14 protein-coding genes are annotated in these 17,481 nt (G+C 64.0%); 7 read left to right on the top strand and 7 right to left on the bottom strand.

Going from position 1 to position 17,481, the window contains the following annotated elements:
• Positions 1-18: 18 nt before the first annotated feature.
• From gabT to F455_RS0110940, 4 genes are all read right to left on the bottom strand, one after another.
• Positions 19-1,323: a 4-aminobutyrate--2-oxoglutarate transaminase gene (gene gabT / locus F455_RS20565; protein WP_018973332.1), complete on the bottom strand. Its 1,305-nt coding sequence runs from the start codon at positions 1,321-1,323 to the stop codon at positions 19-21.
• A 28-nt stretch (positions 1,324-1,351) separates the two neighbouring features.
• On the bottom strand, positions 1,352-2,143 hold the full coding sequence (locus tag F455_RS0110950; protein ID WP_018973331.1) for a hypothetical protein: 792 nt from the start codon (positions 2,141-2,143) through the stop codon (positions 1,352-1,354).
• Between the two features lie 88 nt (positions 2,144-2,231).
• Positions 2,232-3,293: an alpha/beta hydrolase family protein gene (locus F455_RS0110945; protein ID WP_018973330.1), complete on the bottom strand. Its 1,062-nt coding sequence runs from the start codon at positions 3,291-3,293 to the stop codon at positions 2,232-2,234.
• A complete protein-coding gene (locus tag F455_RS0110940) occupies positions 3,290-4,963 on the bottom strand; it encodes an ABC transporter substrate-binding protein (protein WP_018973329.1) in 1,674 nt (557 codons plus the stop codon). The genes F455_RS0110945 and F455_RS0110940 overlap by 4 nt, the downstream gene beginning before the upstream one ends.
• 210 nt (positions 4,964-5,173) lie before the next feature.
• Here F455_RS0110940 and F455_RS20560 point away from each other — a divergent pair, with 210 nt between their 5' ends.
• The 5 genes from F455_RS20560 to F455_RS0110915 all read left to right on the top strand — a co-directional run bounded on the left by F455_RS20560 (position 5,174) and on the right by F455_RS0110915 (position 11,607).
• On the top strand, positions 5,174-6,118 hold the full coding sequence (locus F455_RS20560; RefSeq protein ID WP_083918914.1) for a GntR family transcriptional regulator: 945 nt from the start codon (positions 5,174-5,176) through the stop codon (positions 6,116-6,118).
• Positions 6,119-6,287: 169 nt separating this feature from the next.
• Positions 6,288-7,622 (top strand): omega-aminotransferase AptA, encoded by a 1,335-nt coding sequence (gene aptA, locus F455_RS0110930; protein ID WP_018973327.1) that lies wholly within the window; start codon positions 6,288-6,290, stop codon positions 7,620-7,622.
• 100 nt (positions 7,623-7,722) lie between these two features.
• Positions 7,723-8,730, top strand: a complete 1,008-nt coding sequence (locus F455_RS0110925) for an ABC transporter substrate-binding protein (protein ID WP_018973326.1) — start codon at positions 7,723-7,725, stop codon at positions 8,728-8,730.
• Positions 8,731-8,743: 13 nt separating this feature from the next.
• Complete coding sequence (locus F455_RS22480) at positions 8,744-10,801, top strand: PepSY domain-containing protein (RefSeq protein WP_018973325.1); 2,058 nt, start codon at positions 8,744-8,746, stop codon at positions 10,799-10,801.
• A gap of 5 nt (positions 10,802-10,806) precedes the next feature.
• Positions 10,807-11,607 carry a hypothetical protein gene (locus F455_RS0110915; protein WP_051084195.1) on the top strand — a complete coding sequence of 267 codons (801 nt, stop codon included), beginning with the start codon at positions 10,807-10,809 and terminating at the stop codon, positions 11,605-11,607.
• A gap of 6 nt (positions 11,608-11,613) precedes the next feature.
• On the opposite strand, the gene F455_RS0110910 is transcribed toward F455_RS0110915, so the two are convergent.
• Entirely contained in the window at positions 11,614-12,951 is a 1,338-nt protein-coding gene (locus F455_RS0110910) for a PstS family phosphate ABC transporter substrate-binding protein (RefSeq protein WP_018973323.1), read from the bottom strand.
• Positions 12,952-13,079: 128 nt separating this feature from the next.
• Positions 13,080-13,985: a hypothetical protein gene (locus tag F455_RS0110905; protein WP_018973322.1), complete on the bottom strand. Its 906-nt coding sequence runs from the start codon at positions 13,983-13,985 to the stop codon at positions 13,080-13,082.
• 285 nt (positions 13,986-14,270) lie between these two features.
• Between F455_RS0110905 and F455_RS0110900 the strand changes: the two genes are divergently transcribed.
• A complete protein-coding gene (locus tag F455_RS0110900) occupies positions 14,271-14,804 on the top strand; it encodes a hypothetical protein (RefSeq protein WP_018973321.1) in 534 nt (177 codons plus the stop codon).
• 128 nt (positions 14,805-14,932) lie between these two features.
• A complete protein-coding gene (locus tag F455_RS0110895; protein ID WP_033409900.1) occupies positions 14,933-15,967 on the top strand; it encodes a YncE family protein in 1,035 nt (344 codons plus the stop codon).
• 96 nt (positions 15,968-16,063) lie between these two features.
• Here the strand turns inward: F455_RS0110895 and F455_RS0110890 are convergent, their stop codons facing one another.
• A complete protein-coding gene (locus F455_RS0110890) occupies positions 16,064-17,479 on the bottom strand; it encodes a hypothetical protein (protein ID WP_018973319.1) in 1,416 nt (471 codons plus the stop codon).
• Between the last annotated feature and the right edge of the window lie 2 nt (positions 17,480-17,481).

Raw genomic sequence — 17,481 nt, 5'->3', positions numbered from 1 at the left:
GATCGCGGGCGAGTGTTGTTACGCAGCCTTGCCGATTGCGGGCGTCAGTTCGCGCAGGCCACCGGCGATGATGTCGAGGCCTTCATCGACCAGCCCGGTCGATGCGGTCAGCGGCACGAGGATGCGGATCACGTTGCCGAACATGCCGCAGGCGAGCAGGATCAGTCCATGTTGCAGCGAATACCTGACCAACTTCGCGGCCAGATCGGCGTCTGGTTTGCCGTCGGCGCTGAACAACTCGAACGCGACCATCGCGCCGAGACCGCGCACGTCGACGATCGCGGAGTATTGCTTCTGCAGCGCATGCAGTCGCGTCGTCAGATGTTCGCCGAGCGTGCGTGCCTGTTCGAGCAGGCTCTCTTCCTCGAACGCGCGGATCACGGCGAGCGCCGCCGCACAGGCGAGCGGACTGCCCGCGTAGGTGCCGCCGAGTCCGCCCGGCAGCGGCGCATCCATCACCTCGGCGCGTCCGACCACGGCGGACAGGGGGATGCCGCCGGCGAGTGACTTCGCCGTCGTGATCAGGTCAGGCGCGATACCCGAGTGTTCGATCGCGAACCATTTGCCCGTGCGTCCGGCGCCGGTCTGGATCTCGTCGGCGATCAGCAGGATGCCGTGCTTGTCGCATAGCGCGCGCAGCCAGCGCAGGAATTCGAACGGCGCGACGTAGAAGCCGCCTTCACCTTGGATCGGCTCGATCGCGATCGCGGCGACGCGCGAAGGTTCGACGTCGTTGAGGAAAATCGTTTCGAGCGAGGCTTTCGCATCCTCGATCGACACGCCGTGCAGCGCATTCGGGAAGCGCGCGTGGAACACTTCGCCCGGGAACGGGCCGAAGCCGAGCTTGAACGGGTTGACCTTGCCGGTCATCGCCAGTGTCATCAGTGTGCGGCCGTGGTAGCCGCCGGTGAACGTGATCACCGCAGAACGCCCGGTCGCGGCGCGCGCGATCTTGACCGCGTTCTCCACCGCTTCCGCACCGGTGGTCAGCAGCACCGACTTCTTGGCGAAGTCGCCTGGCGCGAGCGCGTTGAGCTTTTCGGCGACCTCGACGTAGTTGTCGTGGGCGACGATCTGGAAGCAGGTATGGGTGAAGCGTGCGAGCTGCTCCTGCACCGCGGCGACTATCTGCGGATGGCAGTGACCCGTGTTGAGCACGGCGATGCCGCCAGCGAAGTCGATGTAGCGGCGGCCTTCGATGTCCCACAGTTCGGCGTTCTCTGCCCGCGCGGCGAAGATCTCGTGGGTCTGCTTGACCCCATTGGCGACGGCGGCGCGGCGGCGCTGCATCCAGTCGCGATTGCTGGCATTGGATTGCGTCATGATTTTTTTCCCGGCGATTTCGTTTCGATCAGCGCGCGATCAGTTCGTCGGCGACGACCGGTTGCTTTTCGTTGCGCACGTTGTGCTTGTTGTCGGCAATCGCTTTCCATTCGGGATTCTGCTTCAGGCGCTCGCGCACCTTGGCTACGGTCACGTCGCGCGAGCCGAGGCCGTCCTCGTCGGCATACTCGAACACGAACATCGCGCTCCACGGCCGGCCGGCCGGATAGCGCGAGAGATAAAAGCCGTAGCCCGACAGCACCTTCTCGTCGGCCCAGCCGTCGGCCTGCGGCAGCACGTAGGCGTCAACGTATTTTATGTAGTCGCTCACCGAAACGAGATAATCGTAGGGAATCATCAGGTAGACCGGCGGCTTGCCGCCCTTCGCCGGCGTAGACTTGCTGCGCATGAGGTCGGCGACCGTGGTGTGCACCGCCGTGGTCAGCGCGACCGCCGCCTCGCCGAGGCCGGCCGGGTGGTTCGCCTCGATCCGCGCCCAGCGCGCGGTGCCGTTTTCGGCGGCAAGCGTGACATTGGCGAACATGTCCCAATTGTCCGAGTCGATGTAGCGGTTGAAATAGACGTGGTAGTCGGCGATCGCACCCTCGCGCTTCCACTGGGCGAAGTCCTTGAGGCCGATGCTCAGCATGTAGTTGCGCAGCTTTTCACGGTTCGCCGGCGTGGTGTGGTAGGCGATCAGCAGGCTGCGCGGACCGCTCGTGCGCGGATCGGAATCGGCTGCGCGGGCGGGGTTGTGCGCGAGGAGCAGGAGCAGGACGGCTGTGGTGAAAAAGTATATTTTTGCGAACGCGGAGTTCATGGGTTCTTTCCGAGATGAGAAAGGTGAGGGCAAAGACAAATCGAATCCCCGGTGACAAGCTTTGCTTGCCACCGAAGATGCTCTTTCTTTAGGGCTTCAGGTATTTGCCGAGGAAATCGAAACTGCGCTGCAGCGCGTCGCGCTGCTCGGGCGTGTCGCCGTCCATGAAGATGTGGCCGCCGGGTGCGTTGTCGTAAGTCTTGGACTCGAACACCTTGCCCTTGGATTTGAGCACGTCGAGCAGCCGGCCGGTGTGCAGGTCGTACGGCGCGATCTTGTCGCCCTTGGTCGCGAGCACGAGCAGCGGCGCCTGAATCTTGTCGACGTGGTTGATCGGCGAGACGTCCATGTAGGCGCCCAGGTTCTCGTTCGGCAGCTTGCCCTTGAAGTAGGCGCTTTCCTTGGCCACTTCGTTGCGGCGGTAGTCTGGCTTGTAGGCCATGTAGGCGACGAAGTCGGCGAGGCCGACGATGTCGATCGCAGCCTTGAACAGCGCCGGCTCCTTCTCGATCGCGAGCAGCGTGACCATGCCGCCGCGACTCTGGCCGAAGATGGCGAGGCGCGCCGGATCGACGTAGTCGAGGCCGGAGAAATAATGCGCTGCGGCGAGCACGTCAGCCGTATCGGTAATGCCGTATTCGTTGACGTAGTGGTTGGCGCCGTAGCCGCGGCTGCCGCGATATTCGGGGAAGATCACGACATAACCCTTGGTCACGGCCAGGTCGATGAGTTGGAACCAGCGCCAGTCGAAGCGCTCGTGGAAACCGCCGTGGACCATGACAATGGCGGGATATTTCTTCCCGGCTTCGGGCTTGAGCGGCGTGAACACGTAGCCAGGGATCAGCGTGCCGTCGGCACTCGCGTAGGCGACGCGTTTCAGTTTCACCCGATCGCCGAATTCCTGCATGAAGGTCAGGGTGACGATGCGTTGTTCCTGTTCGTACAGCGTCTGTGTGATCACTTCGACTTTCGTGTCGATGTCGTCGGAATCGAGGTTGATGAACTTGTCGAGGTCGCCCTCTTTGGCCGCCTTCTTCTCGACGGTTTTCTTGTCGGCTGCCTTGGCATCCGCGGCGCAGGCATGGCCGCAGGCCAACGCGGTACCTAGGACGAGTGCGCAGCATGCGGCAGCAAATCGGAATGTTTTCATCGTGTTTTCCTCCCCGAATCGGATCGTGTGGCGGAATCCGGTGCCGAGCCTGACACCGAATCCTGTCTGAAACCTGAAAATGCCGCGGCCGCGGCAGCTGCCGACGTTCGGCCGATGCGGCGCACGTTCCACAGGCGTTCGCGGCCGATGCCCCAGGGTCGGAAGCCGTCGAGTTCGCGCTTGATCGCGACGACGTCGGCGGGGCAGAACAGCACGACCAGCGGCGTGTCCTCGAGCATCAGCGCATGCATCTTGTCGAACAGCGCCTGGCGCTCGGCGCGATCGGCGCTCGCGCCGGCATCGGCGAGCAGGGCGATGGCCTGCCTATCGTCCCAGACCTTGCGTTTGCTTTTGCTCTTGTCACCGAGCATCGCGTCGTAGCCGAGGTAGGGGTCGGTGCGCGCGGAATAGCCGTACGACATCAGTTGATAGTTGCCGCTCATGTAGCGTTCGAGCTGGGTCGCCCACTCGGTGACTTCGAGCTCGAGGCGGATGCCGGCCTCACGTGCCATCGATTGGATCATGATCGACTGGTCGTACATGTCCGGATAGCGGCGGTTGGTGACGAGCTTGATCTTCTCGCCGTGATAGCTCGATTCGGCAAGCAGTTGTTTGGCGCGTGCCAAGTTGTAGTCGTAGCCCCGTTTCTGCGCGGCGGAGAAATACGGGCTCGTCACCGGTACCATCGATGCGCTGGCGACGCCCGTGCCGCCGGAGGCGATCTCGGCGATCGCGCCGGTGTCGAGCGCAGTCGCGAGCGCGCGGCGGAATTTAGGGTCTGCGAGCGCGGGGTCGCGCGTCTGCATCAGCAGCGCATTGACCGTGAGCAGCGGCGCGCTCTTCAGCGTGACATGCGGCAGCTTGCGGATCTGCGCGAATTCGGACACCTGCACGATCGGCAGCACATCGATCTGGCCTTTGATCAGGGCGACGCGGCGCGCGGCGTCGTCGCGGATGAACAGCCAGCGCACCTTCCGCGCGTAGGCGGTCTTGCCGCCCGTGTAGCCATCGGGTGGGCCGCCGCGCGAGGCGTAGCCGGTGAACGCGGCGAGTTCGATGTATTCGCCGCGCCGCCAAGTTTCCAGTTGGTAGGGGCCGGTGCCGATCGGCGTTTTCCACGATCCGTCGGCGTTGACCGAGTCGCGGTGGACGATGCCGCTTGCGCCGCAGGGCAGCGCAGCCATCTGCGTCAGCAGCAGCGGCGCGGCGCGATTGAGCTTGAACACCACGCTGTGCGCGTCTGCCGCTTGCACCGATTCGATTTTCAGTCCGCGGCTGCCGTCGAAGTCGGCCAGGCAAGTCCACAGCGTCTTCGGGTCGAGGTAGCGGCGCCAGCTCCAGACCACATCGTCGGCAGCGAGCACGGCGCCATTGTGAAAGCGGATGCCGTCGCGCAGGCGGAACGTATAGGTTCTGCCGTCGGCGGAGACGTCGATGCTCTGCGCAAGCAGCGGGGCGGGCGTCCCGTCCTCGCGGTAGCCGACGAGCCCTTCGACGATATGCATCATCACCGAATCGGTGTTCGCGTCGCGGTTGACGCCGGGGTTGGTCGTGCGGATGTCGGCGTTCATCGCCACGACGATCGTGCCTTCGGGCTTCACATCCTGTGCCGATGCGCGCATCGAGGCGAGCAAGCACAAGGCGAACAGCAGGGTTGGCAAGGGGTGCATGGCGGATTCGCTGGACGGACCTAGGGCCTGTGAAAAAGTCACTCGACTCCAGAATGGGTCGATATTGTATTAGATGCTAATAAAATGCAATACAATGCTCCACAGCGGCAGCCTGACGCGTGCGCCGGCGCGCCGCCGCGCACGTGCCGTGCGGCGCGCAAGTTATACTCGCACGCAGCCAGTCCATGACCAGCCGAAGGATGCCGCCGGATGCGGGAAGAGCCAGCTCCCCAACCCAGTTCGCTGCAGATCGAGATCGCCAACCAGATAATGGAGACGATCCGCAACGGCAGCGTCGGTCCCGGCGATCACCTTACCGAAGCGGCGTTGGCCAGGCGCTACGGCGTATCGCGTTCGCCCGTGCGCGCTGCGTTGAAGATGCTGCAGGATCGCGGCTATCTCGAAGCCCGCGCGAACGCCGGCGTATTTGTATCCAAGCGCGCGCCGCGCATGCGCATGACCGCGCTGGAGAACCCGAATCCGACCGCCGACGATCTGTACCACGCTATCATCACCGAGCGCGCCGGCGGCAAGCTGCCCAAGGCGCTGTCCGAGACCGAACTGATGGCGCGCTACGGCGCGCCGAAAAGCGTGCTGATGCACGCGCTGCTGCGGCTCACGCGCGAAGGCCTGATCCGGCGCCGACGCGGCCATGGTTGGCAGTTCCTGCCCGCGCTCGATTCCGAGGAAGCGCTGTACGAAGCTTATCGTTTCCGCATGGTCATCGAATGCGCCGCGCTGCGCGAGCCGACGTTCAAGGTCGTGCCTGAGGAACTTGCCGCGGCGCGCCGCCGCTACGAGGATTTCCTCGCGCGCAGCCCGCGCGCGCAAACTTCTTCGGCGTTCTTCGCGATGAATTCCGCGTTCCACGAGATGCTGATGCGCTTCTCCGGCAACCGCTTCATCCTGCAGGCAATGCAGCAGCAGAACCAGCTGCGCCGCTTCGAGGAGTTTTCCAGCTACTCCGGCCCGAACCGTAACGTGATCGAGTCGTGCAAGCGCCTGCTGCAGATCATCGCTGCGATCGAGGCCGGTGACAATATCTTCGCCGAAGCGTTGATGCTGCATCATCTCAAGATTGCTTGCGCACTTTCGATCGGCCGGCGCCAGGCGCCGGCCGCGATTGCGCGCGACGCCGAACTCCCGGCCTCCTGATTCCCCCTGCTGTGCTGCGGTTGCAGCGTGCCTACCTGCCGGCTGGCAGGCGCGTGGTCGCGCTTTTGGCGTCGCCGGTATGGGCTTGAGTCTGTCTCCATAAATTGTATTTTCCGTCAAAAAATGCAATCATGCGGCTCACAACCCTTCCCGGCTCGCGAACTCCACAATGAATTCCCCCGCGAACAAAGCTGTCGATCCCGCAGGCACGCGGGCTTATTGGATGCCGTTCACGTCCAACCGCCGCTTCAAGAGCGATCCGATCCTGTTCGAGCGTGCGCAGGGCATGTACTACTACACGCCGTCGGGCGAGAAAATGCTCGATGCGATGGCGGGTCTCTGGTGCGTCAATGCCGGCCACGCGCATCCCCACATCACGCAGGCGATTGCGAAGCAGGCGGCCGAGCTCGACTACGCGCCCTCGTTCCAGTATGGCCACCCGCGCGCATTCGAACTCGCTGAGCGCCTCGTCGCGCTTGCGCCGCAGGGGTTCGAACAGGTGTTTTTCACCAATTCGGGTTCGGAGGCGGTCGACACCGCGCTGAAGATCGCGCTGGCCTTTCACCATGCCAAAGGCCACGCCGGGCGAACGCGCTTGATCGGACGCGAGCGCGGTTACCATGGCGTCGGCTTCGGCGGCATCTCGGTCGGCGGCCATGCCGGCCATCGCAAGCCGTTCGGCAACCTGCTCGCGAGCGTGGATCACCTGCCGCATACGTACAACCGGGCAGAGACCGCGTTCACGCGAGGGCAGCCCTCGTGGGGCGCGCATCTGGCCGACGATCTCGTTCGCCTCGTGCAGCTCCACGACGCGTCGACGATCGCCGCGGTGATCGTCGAACCCGTGGCGGGTTCGACCGGCGTCTTGCTTCCGCCGCTCGATTATCTACGCCGGTTGCGCGAGATCTGCGACCGGTACGGCATCCTGCTGATCTTCGACGAGGTGATCACCGCGTTCGGCCGGCTTGGCCACGCGTTCGCCGCGGACAAGTTCGGCGTCGTGCCCGACATGATCACTTGCGCGAAAGGCCTGACCAACGGTTGCGTGCCGATGGGTGCCGTGCTCGTGCGCGGCAGCGTGTACGAGGCGCTGATGCAGGGGCCGGTGTCCGCGATCGAGTTGCCGCACGGTTACACCTATTCCGGACATCCGCTGGCCTGCGCTGCAGGGTTGGCCACGCTTGACGTTTACGCTCAGGAAGGCCTGTTCGAGCGTGCGGCGGCCATCGCGCCGGCGTTCGCTGAAGCGGTGCATTCGCTGCAAGGTCTGCCGCACGTCGTCGATATTCGCTGCATCGGGCTGATGGCCGCGATCGACTTCGAACCGGTTCCCGGCAAACCGGGCGCACGTTCCTACGCCTGCCATCGCGCCTGTCTCGAGCAGGGCGTCGCGATTCGCATGGCTGGCGAGGGCATCGTGCTGTCGCCGCCGCTGATCATCGAGCCGGAGCACATCGACCAGCTCGTCGCGGCGCTGCGACGTGCAATTTTGCAGCTCGACTGAAGTCGCCCGGCGTCTTGCGTCAGGTACTTGTCAGTGCGCTTTTTTTAATCTCCCTTTCAGGTTCGTGCCCCAGACTCGCGGCGCAATCCAGAGAGATGACATGAAAGGTCTGATCGCCCTCCTGTTCTGTCTATTCAACGTCGCAGCCGCTGCTCCCGCTTTGTCGGCGCCGCGCGAGCGCATCGTCCTGCTCGTCGACGAGGTCCGGCAGATCCGCTCGTTTCCGGTGCTGATAGCGGAACACCTCGGCTATTTTCGCGACGAGGGCGTCGATGTGACCGTGATGAACGTGCGCAACGAAGAGCCGTACATGGACATGCTCATGGACGGCCGTGTCGACGCGATCATGGCTTACTACCACCACAACATCGTGCAGCGCGCCGCAGGCAAGGAGATCGAGGCCGTGGTAACGCTCGGCGTGACGCCGGGCATGCGTGTGCTCGTCGCCAATTCGGCGCGCGACAAGTACAAAAAGCCTGCCGACCTTAAAGGCAGCCGCGTCATTTCCGGCGGCGCCGGTTCTGCGAAGACGACGATCGCGAATTACCTCGTGCTCGCCGGCGGCCACAAGCTCGACGAGTACACGCGCACCGGCACCGAAGGCAAGGACGCGAACGCACAGTTGCTGCGCGAGGGCAAGGCCGACCTCGTCGTCGCGCCGACACCGGACGGATTCTTCTACGAAGGGCAGGGCGCCGCCACCCAGTTCGCCGACCTGACCACGCTCGACGGCACGCGCAAGGCGCTCGGCGCGCCGTTCCCGTCGAACACGATCTTCATGACCAGCGCAAAGGTGAAGGAGAAGCCCGAGATCGCACAGCATCTTGCCAACGCCTTCGTGCGCACGCTCAAGTTCATCAACACGCACACACCCGAGGAAATCATGGAGAAGATTCCGCCCGACGTGCGCAAGCAATACGGCGACGATTACCTCAAGGTGCTCAAGGAACAGATCCCGATGTTCGCCAACGACGGCCGCATGCCCGAAGACGGCGCGGTCGGCGAGTGGCGCGTGCTCGCCGAGGCTAATCCCAAGTACAAGGCGGTCGACGTGAAGCAGACCTACACCAACGTCTTCGTCGACAAGGCGCTCAAGGCGCAGCATTGAAGGTGGCGATACGATGATCGCACTGCGCCGTGTATTGCGTCCGGTCCATCGCTGGGTCGGCCTGAGCGTCGGCTTCGTGATCATGTGGATGGCGCTCACCGGCAGCATGCTCGTGTGGCGCAAGCAATTGGAAACGCCGCTCGACCGCGATCTGCTCAGCGTGCCGACCTGCGCCGCGCGCGTTTCACTCGATGCGCTGACCGCGAACGCGGTCAAGACGTATCCGAAAGGCAAGCTCGACTACATCCGCCTGATTGCCGGCGAGCCCGGTGAGGCGCGCATGCCGGCGGCGATGATCCGCTTCACCGATCAGATGTTCGTCTATCTGAACCCGTGCACCGGCGAAGTGCTCGGCCAGCGCGGACGCTATAGCGGTCCGTTCGGCATGCTCGAGCAGCTGCATCGTTTCCGCTTCGTGCCGAACGGCAATCTCGTCGTCGGCAGCAGCGCGATCGTGTTCGGACTCGTGCTCGTCATCGGCGGCCTCGTGCTCTGGTGGCCCGGTACTTGGCGCGGTGCGCGACGCGCTCTCGCGCTGCGCACACCACGCGCGCGCGGAGCGGCGAGCCATATTGCATTGCATAAAACGGTCGGACCGTACGCGGCCGCAATCGTGCTTCTGCTCGTGCTGACCGGATTGCCGCAGTCCTTCGACTGGTATCGCAACGCGGTCTACCGGCTGACCGGCTCGCCGCTGCCGGAACATCCGCAGGCCTCGCACGAAGTCGCGCCAGGCACGCAGCGGCTGCCGATGCAAGCGATCTGGCAAAAGGTGCAGGCGCTCGATGCGCAGACGCGCGAGGTGCTGCTGCATTTTCCGCTGCGCGCCGAAGATCCGGTCGAAATCTACGCGATCGACCTCGATGCGCCACACCCGAACGCGCGCACGTTGATCGCGCTCGACGCCTACACGGGCGACACCCTGAGCTTTACGCCCTACGCCGCGAGCAGCCTCGGCCATCGTCTGTATTTCTGGACGCTGTCGATCCACACCGGTTACGTCGGCGGCTGGGTCGGACAGGCGCTGCTGTTGTTCGGCGTGCTTTGCGTGCCCGTGCTCGGTTACACCGGCATACGCAGCTGGTTGCGCCGTGCGCAGCGCGATCCGTCGCGGCTGCCGCGCCAGGTGCGCATCGTGCGCAAGTCGGTCGAGGCGGCGAACATCTGCACGTTCGAGCTGGCCGATCCGGATGGCGCCGCCTTGCCTTCGTTCTCCGCCGGCGCGCACATCGACGTGCAGGTGCGCGACGGACTCGTGCGCCAGTATTCGCTGTGCAACGACCCACGCGAAACGCATCGCTACCTGATCGGCGTATTGCGCACGAACGACTCGCGTGGCGGCTCGCGCGCGATGCACGAGGAAGTCGATGAAGGCGATCTGATCCGCATCGGCGAGCCACGCAACCATTTTCCGCTCGCGCACGGGGCGGAACGCTCGCTGCTGCTCGCCGCGGGCATCGGCATCACGCCGATCCTGTGCATGGCCGAACGCCTGGCCAATACCGGGGCCGATTTCCGCTTGCACTACTGGGCACGTTCGCGCGAGCACGCGGCTTTCCTTGGGCGAATCGAACGATCGGCGTTTGCCGATCGCGCGCAGTTCCATTTCAGCCAAGGAGTGCCGGAGCGGCGGACCAACCTGGATGACGTGCTTGCGCGGCCCGATGCAGGAACGCACTTGTACGTCTGCGGGCCGACACGCTTCATGGACGCAGCGCTGCTCGCCGCGAACCGCGCCGGATGGAAAGAGCAGAACCTTCATCGCGAATATTTTTCCGCCGACCTGCTGCGCTCGGCGAACGACACCGACTTCGTCGTCAAGCTCGCAAGCTCGGGCAAGAGCTATTCGGTCGGCAAGAACGCGAGCGTGCTCGAGGTGCTCGCCGCGAATGGCATCGTGCTGCCGCGCTCCTGCGAGCAGGGCGTCTGCGGCACTTGCCTCACCGGGGTGCTTGCCGGCGAACCGGACCACCGCGATCGCATCCTCACCGCGGAAGAGCGCGCGCGCAACGACCGCTTCACGCCGTGCTGTTCGCGCGCGCGCAGCGCCACTCTCGTTCTGGACCTGTGAACTACATGAAGAAGTCACCGTACCGTTCAAAAAAAGTATCGTGCCTGCGCGCCGGTCTGTGCGCCGCGCTCGCGCTCGTCGCCGCGAGTGCGCGTGCCGAGCTCGAGGACGAGATCCAGGTGTATACCGACGATATCAACAAACCCGGCCAGTTCGGCCTGGAGCTGCACGTCAACACCACGCCCGACGGGCGTTCGCAAGCCGATTATCCCGGCGAGGTCACGCCCGAGCATGGCACGCGCCTGACTGCGGAGTTTTCCTACGGCCTCAGTGACACGTTTGAGGCCGGGCTGTACCTGCCGACGAACTTCGAGTCGAACGGTCATGGCGATCTGGCCGGTTACAAGCTTCGTCTGAAGTGGATGCCGTTGAAGGCGCCGGAAGGCGGCGGCGCGTTCGCCGGTGTGAACTTCGAATGGGGTAACCTGCAGCAGCGCTATTCGCAGTCGCGCCAGGCGGCCGAGGTACGCACGATCTTCGGCTGGCGCAACGAGGACTGGCTCGTCTCGGTCAACCCGACCTTCGGCTTCGATCTCTCGCCCGGCTTCGATCGCGGCAATCCGAACTTCGACGTCGGCATCAAAGTCGGGCGCAAGGTCGCCGACGGCGTGATGCTCGGCGGTGAGTACTACGCTGACTTCGGCGGCGTGAAGCACTTCAGTCCATGGAACGAACAGAACCACACGTTGTACGTCACCGCCGATGTCGACAAGGGTCCGCTGCCGTTCAACATCGGCATCGGCCGCGGCCTCAGCCCAGCCGCAGACAATTGGACAGTGAAGGCAATTTTCGAAGTGCCGATCTGAGCCGGCTTATTCGAGCTTTGCGAGTTCTTCCCGCACTTCGCCCGCGTTCAGCGGGAAGTAGCCGGAATACGGAATCGGCGACTGGCCTTGCCGGCTCAGCACGTAGCGCAGGAATTCCCTGATCGGCGCGGGCAGAGGCTGGTCCGGTGTATGGCGCAAGCGGATGTACATGTAGCGCGTCAACGGATAGCGGCCGCTCGATGTGGTCTCGGCATTGATCTCGATCGCTGCGCCGTTCGCATCGCGCGCGACCGGCACGGCGCGCAGGCCGGGGCCGCCTTCCTCGAGGCCGCCGAAGCCTAGCGCGCCGGGTTCGGTCGCAATCGCCTGCGCCGTGTCGGCAATCGAAGCCTGATGCACGCCTTCGCTCCACTCACCGCCGTGCAGCACCATGAACTGCATCGACATCGCATTCGGCGCGACCAGCGGCGGCGCGTCGAGCGTGATTGGTCTGTCGGCCCATTCACCGGCGAGGCCGAGCTGGCCCCAGCGTGTGATCGTCGGATTCTTGCCGAACGCGGCCTTGAGTTGCGCCAGCGTGATCTGCTTGAGCGGATTCTTCGCGTTGACGAAGATCGCCTGCGCTGTCGTGCGCTGCAGCGTGTTGAAGCCACCACGCGCGACACGGATCTCGAGCAACTTTTCTCCTTTATGCAAGTCGGCGAACGCGGCGGCTTCGTCAGGCCAGAGCTCGCGGCCCATCGGCGCGAGATCGGTCATGCCGACCATGAGCGCGTTGAAGCCGTTGAGCGTGCCCAGATGCTCCCAAGGATCGCCCTTGCGCACGCCGGGCTGCAGCGCGTGGAAATCGTGCATCCAGCGCTCCATCAACGACTTCATGCCGTCGCTGCCGACGCTGCGGATATCGCGGTGCAGCGGCGTGCCCGCTTTGTAGACCGGCAGTGCGGGATCGAGCTTGGCGACATAGCCGGCGATCTTTGCCAGTTCCTGCTTGATGTCATCCGCTGCCAGCGATTCGAATCCGGGGGTCCGGGCGACGATTTTTTGTCCTTCGGCACTGAGCGCGAAGCGCACGAATGCGGTCACGGCCGGCACGGGAGGCGTGTCCGGGCGCTTGTTGAAAGCGAGGAACACCGGCTTGCCGTCGCGCGAGGCGACGCGCACGGTCAGCGGCGCCTTCATCATGTCGCCGGCGAACTGGTGCACGTAGGGCGCTATCTCTTCCTTCTCGAACGAACGCGTGATCGGCGCGAGGTCCGCCTGCTCGAACATCAACGCCCCGATCGCGGCGGCATCGCCGACGTGCTGCCAACGCGCGCCGCGCGCTATTTCCGGATGCTGCGCGTGCAGCGCCTGCATCCAGGCATCCATCAGCGGGCCCATCGTGGCGGCGCCGATGCTGTTTATCGCGACTGTATCGGATGCCGCCGTTGCAGATGGAGCATGAACAGCGCCGGTCCAGACCGCCAACGTCGCCAAAAAAACACGAAAACGCGATTCATGGCGAATGCTCACGGGTCGATTTCCCCAAGCGTGGAGGCATCGCTGATGCGCGCCTGGATCTCGTCGCGCAAAGCGACGGCCTTTGTTTCCAACACTTTCTTGTCATCGCCGTCGCTGTAGGCATAGCCGACATTCATCGTGCCGATTGCGCTGCCGCTGCGGTCGCGCAGCGCCAGATCCGCGCCGAAACGCTTGCCGTTGGAATACAGGCCGGTGATCGGCGCGCGTGCATCGAGCACCTTCATGTCGTCGTCGTCGGCGGCTTTGCCGTGGCGGCCGAAGGTCGAGCCGAGCAGGATCAATTCATTCTGCGGCGGACCTTTCGCGCGCAGCGCGAGCACGGTCACCTCGGGATGGCGCCGCAACGCTTCCTCGATCAGCGTCTGTGCGCGCGAGCGCGTCGTCGCCGAAGCGACATAGGGGAACGGCTCGGTCAGATTGGCGAGGTTGAGCAGGCGTCGTGCGAGCGCATCGCGGAGCGCTCCGGCATTCTTCTCAAGCGCGGCGCGATGGGTTCCGGCCGGCGTCGCGAAGACCAAGTCGAGCGCGCCTATCGTCTGCCCGCCGACATCGTGCAATGGCAGTTCGATTTCGGCACGCTGGTTCGCGGCACGTTCGATGAAGCGCGGCTTGCCCGTGGAGACGACCTCGATATCGGCGGCCTCGGCGGCCTTGCCGATACGGCCGAGCGTCGAGGCGACGACGATACTCGCGGATGCTTTCGGCGGCGTCGCATAGATCGTCAGCGCGCGCAGATCGGGATGCTCAGCGAGTGCGCGTTCGACGAGCTCCTGCGCATAGACCTTGACTGGAATAGGCGCCTGCGCCTGCGCTGGTTCTGCGGCGAATGCGACAAGCAATGCCGCGAAGAAAACCGGCCGCGGCAACGCTCGCGGTTTGCTGCAGTTCGTCATGTTCCTTCTCCGTGCGCGATGTCGCAGGCCAGTGGATGTCCGTCGTAGCTCGCTTGCGCGACAAGCCCAAGCCGGCCGCGAAACGCTAGCCGGCCAACCTGTCGACAAGGTGAAAGCTCCCTTAATGCGCTTTCAGGCCCGCGTGCCAGGGCCGGAACGGATGCATCGCGCCGGCTGAAAAATTTTTTAGGATCGCGACAGGAAGCGTACAGAGTCACCGCTTACATTGCGTCCACGCTTCCAGTGTCCGGATGCGACAAATCCATCAAAGAGAGGGAGGTTTTCGTGAACAAGCGATTCAAATCGGCTCTTGCCGCAGCCTTGGTGAGTGTGGCGGTATTCGGCAGTGCCTCCGCTCTGGCCGCCGAGAAGAACTGGACGCCGCCGGCGCACAAGATCTTGGGCCAGAAGCTGTCCGACGAAACAATGGCCGCGCATCCGGAACTGCTCAGCATCACCTTGCACGGCGTGCCGCCCGGCAAGACGGATGCCTACACGATGTTCGCCGGTTCCTATCCGGACCGCATAGGCAATCCGGACGATCCCGATGACATCGATGTTTCCAAGAAGGGCATCACCATCGTCGATCCACGCTGGAACCGAACCAAGGACAATCCGAAGAAATTCGTGATCCTCATGCCGATGCGCGACGTCAAGGGCGACAACATCGGCCTCGTCGTGTACGCATGGAAGAACCCGCCCGCGAATGCGAACAACAGCGCCGACGAACTGGCCTACCTGAAGAAGGCGAACGATCTGCGCGACGCGCTGGCGAAGAAGATCCCGAGCTACAACGCGCTGTTCGACGAAGCCAAGTAAGAAACGACGACGGCGATCCCCGTTTCCAGGGGGCCGTTCGCGGCGATGCATGGCGCCGCGGGCGGCTGCCGTGGCGCAGGCCGGACTCGCCACCGGGTGTCACGAACATGATCAGGAAGAAGAAGGGCATGAAAATCCAAATCCGTGCGCTCGTCGCCGCACTCGCATTCACGCTGCCGACGATCGCGCTCGCCGATGGCGCAGCGCCGCTCAAGCCGCTTGGCCGCACCGACCTGCCTGGCTACGAGGGCGACTTCGACCATTTCGGTGCCGACGTCAAGGGCAATCGTTTGTTCCTCGCCGGCGAGGAAGGCGGTTCACTCGAGGTCTTCGACCTGCACAACGGTGCGCATCTGAAAACCGTCAAGAATATAGGCGAGCCGCACGCGATCTATTACGACGCGAAGAAGGACCGCATCTTCGTCAGCAGCGCCGACGAAAGCCTGAGCAAGATCCTCGACGGCAAGACCTACGCCGTCGTCAGCACGGTCAAGCTGATTCCGGGCGCCGACGTCATGAGTTACGACGCGTCTGCCAACCGCCTCTGGTTCGTCGTCGGCGGCAAGAATGCGCCGAAGAAGCTGCCAAAGGTCACCGTCGCCCAGGTCGATGCCGACACCGGCAAGACGCTCAGCGAAACCCAGTTCGATACCGATTTCACCGAGGGCATCGTCGCCGAGCAGCACGGCTCGCGCGTGTTCGTCAACGTCGCCGGTCGCAGCGAGATCGCGGTGCTCGACAAGAAGACGGGTAAGGTCTTGGCTACTTGGCCGGTGAAGGAAGGACAGAACAACTCGGCGATCGATCTCGACGAGAAGAACAAGCGCCTGTTCATCATCACGCGCAAACCGTTCAAGTTCGTTGTCGTTAACACCGACGACGGACAATCGGTCGCCAGTTTCGATGCACCCGGCCGCACCAACGGCCTGGTCTTCGATGCGGTCAACCGCCGCATCTACGCCAGTGGCGACGACTATATCGGCGTGTTCGCGCAAGAAGACGCGGATCACTACAAGGAGATCGCACGCGTGCCTTCGGAGAAAGGCGCGAAGACCTCGTATCTGGTCCCGGAAGTGGGCCAGCTGTATCTGGCGGTCGGCGGTGCGAAAGATACGAAAGCCGGCCTGCTGCGCTACGCAGTGACGCCCGGCAACGCGAAATAGGCGCCACTTCAAGACGTCCGCACTGCGCGGCCATCTGCCGGTTGAAGAACATGCCACGATCGATCAACAGTCGATCGCGGCTGTATCGTTCTCAGTTCAAGGTTTCGTTGTGCCAGGCGCGATCGTGACCGGTTGTGACGATACGATCCGTCCGCGACCGTCGAGCGCGTTCACCCGGTAGTTGCCGGGATACAGGTACAGCCGGCTTTGCGCCGAGCCGTGGTTGGAAAGCACGCGCTGCGACATCGGTGCGTTCGGGTCGATCACGTTGAGCACGGCGCGATCAGCGGCGACGGCATCGTCGCCCTCATTCGTGTAGCGCGCCTCGAGCATGCACGGGAACTGGTCGCGGCAGAGGTCGCTGCCGACCGGGTAGGGCAGGCGCGTACCGCCGAGGCTGACCCAGCTCGGACGGTTTTCGTTTTGCGCCGTGTGCGGGAAGAACACGCTGACGTCGTACAGCTCGGGCTTCAGCGTCCACGGTTTGTTGCCGGCGTCGACGTAGACGAACGGCTGCGCCGGGTGCGCGGCCTGCATCACCGCGGCGTACCAGGGATGGTCCTGATCGGTGCGCGCATGCGGGATCATCATGGTCTGTTCCACGCAGAGCGGGTCGATGTTCGAAATCTTCTTGAAGAACTTCGCCATGCTCGAACCGCGCAGGTAGTCGCCGGATTTCTGGATGTGACCGAAGCCGGCGTTGACGACGAGGCGCGCATTCGGATCGCGCTTGAACACCTGGTCGTACAGCGATTGTGCTCCGGCGCGCTCGCGTGCGTCGCCGGTGCCGGCATCCTCGGCGTCGTAGGCGATGACGGTAAAACCGAGCCGCAGCGCGGTGCGCACCATCTCGCCGTAGATTGGCTCTTCGGTGTAGAAGCCGACCTTGGATGTGGGATAGCCGCGCTTGCGCAGTCCCTCCGCTTCCTTGAGGTACAGCGTTTCCGCGGCAAAATGCGTGTAGCCCTGTGCGCGCAAGCGCGCGAGCAGCTGCACCGTGAGCGTGCGCGTGAGCGGCGCGCTATGCGCTTCGTTGAAAAACACCGCTTTGCGATCCTTCGCCAGTTCGAGGATCACCTCGTCCGCGGGTCGCGTGTGCCAGGGGCCCGTGAGCGGCGAGGGCGCATCGTTGGCCTGTGCCGGTTGGGCGATCGAGAATGAACGCGCGGCGCCGTCGTAGTCGCCGATCCAGGTCTGGAACCACGACAGGTACTGGCCGAAAATCAAGCGGAACGCGCGCTCGTTGTTCTCGTCGTACGCGAGTTGCATGGTCACATATTGCGCGAGCAGACCGGGCTGTTTCTGCGCGCGGCGCATGATTTCCTCGGATTTGTCCGCGGCGGCGAGTTGCAGACGCCGCCATTCCGCCGGGGTCATCTCATGTTCCGTCGGCGACTCCTGGCCGCGGCGCAACAGGCCACGGCGGCCGGCTTCGGTGACCGGATCGCCTTGCGCGGACGCGATTACTGGCGCAGCAAGCGACAGACATAGCAGCAGGATTTGCAGCCTCATCT

Source organism: Rudaea cellulosilytica DSM 22992, assembly GCF_000378125.1.
Classification (GTDB): Bacteria; Pseudomonadota; Gammaproteobacteria; order Xanthomonadales; family Rhodanobacteraceae; genus Rudaea; species Rudaea cellulosilytica.
Note: the sequence above shows the minus strand (reverse complement) of the source record. Positions and strands in the feature narration are given on the sequence as shown.

Bases quoted from the DNA above. Each gene is read 5' to 3' on its own strand.
- gabT (WP_018973332.1), bottom strand. From the start codon at position 1,323: ATGACGCAATCCAATGCCAGCAATCGCGACTGGATGCAGCGCCGCCGC.
- F455_RS0110950 (WP_018973331.1), bottom strand. From the start codon at position 2,143: ATGAACTCCGCGTTCGCAAAAATATACTTTTTCACCACAGCCGTCCTG.
- F455_RS0110945 (WP_018973330.1), bottom strand. From the start codon at position 3,293: ATGAAAACATTCCGATTTGCTGCCGCATGCTGCGCACTCGTCCTAGGT.
- F455_RS0110940 (WP_018973329.1), bottom strand. From the start codon at position 4,963: ATGCACCCCTTGCCAACCCTGCTGTTCGCCTTGTGCTTGCTCGCCTCG.
- F455_RS20560 (WP_083918914.1), top strand. From the start codon at position 5,174: ATGCGGGAAGAGCCAGCTCCCCAACCCAGTTCGCTGCAGATCGAGATC.
- aptA (WP_018973327.1), top strand. From the start codon at position 6,288: ATGAATTCCCCCGCGAACAAAGCTGTCGATCCCGCAGGCACGCGGGCT.
- F455_RS0110925 (WP_018973326.1), top strand. From the start codon at position 7,723: ATGAAAGGTCTGATCGCCCTCCTGTTCTGTCTATTCAACGTCGCAGCC.
- F455_RS22480 (WP_018973325.1), top strand. From the start codon at position 8,744: ATGATCGCACTGCGCCGTGTATTGCGTCCGGTCCATCGCTGGGTCGGC.
- F455_RS0110915 (WP_051084195.1), top strand. From the start codon at position 10,807: ATGAAGAAGTCACCGTACCGTTCAAAAAAAGTATCGTGCCTGCGCGCC.
- F455_RS0110910 (WP_018973323.1), bottom strand. From the start codon at position 12,951: ATGGGCCCGCTGATGGATGCCTGGATGCAGGCGCTGCACGCGCAGCAT.
- F455_RS0110905 (WP_018973322.1), bottom strand. From the start codon at position 13,985: ATGACGAACTGCAGCAAACCGCGAGCGTTGCCGCGGCCGGTTTTCTTC.
- F455_RS0110895 (WP_033409900.1), top strand. From the start codon at position 14,933: ATGAAAATCCAAATCCGTGCGCTCGTCGCCGCACTCGCATTCACGCTG.
- F455_RS0110890 (WP_018973319.1), bottom strand. From the start codon at position 17,479: ATGAGGCTGCAAATCCTGCTGCTATGTCTGTCGCTTGCTGCGCCAGTA.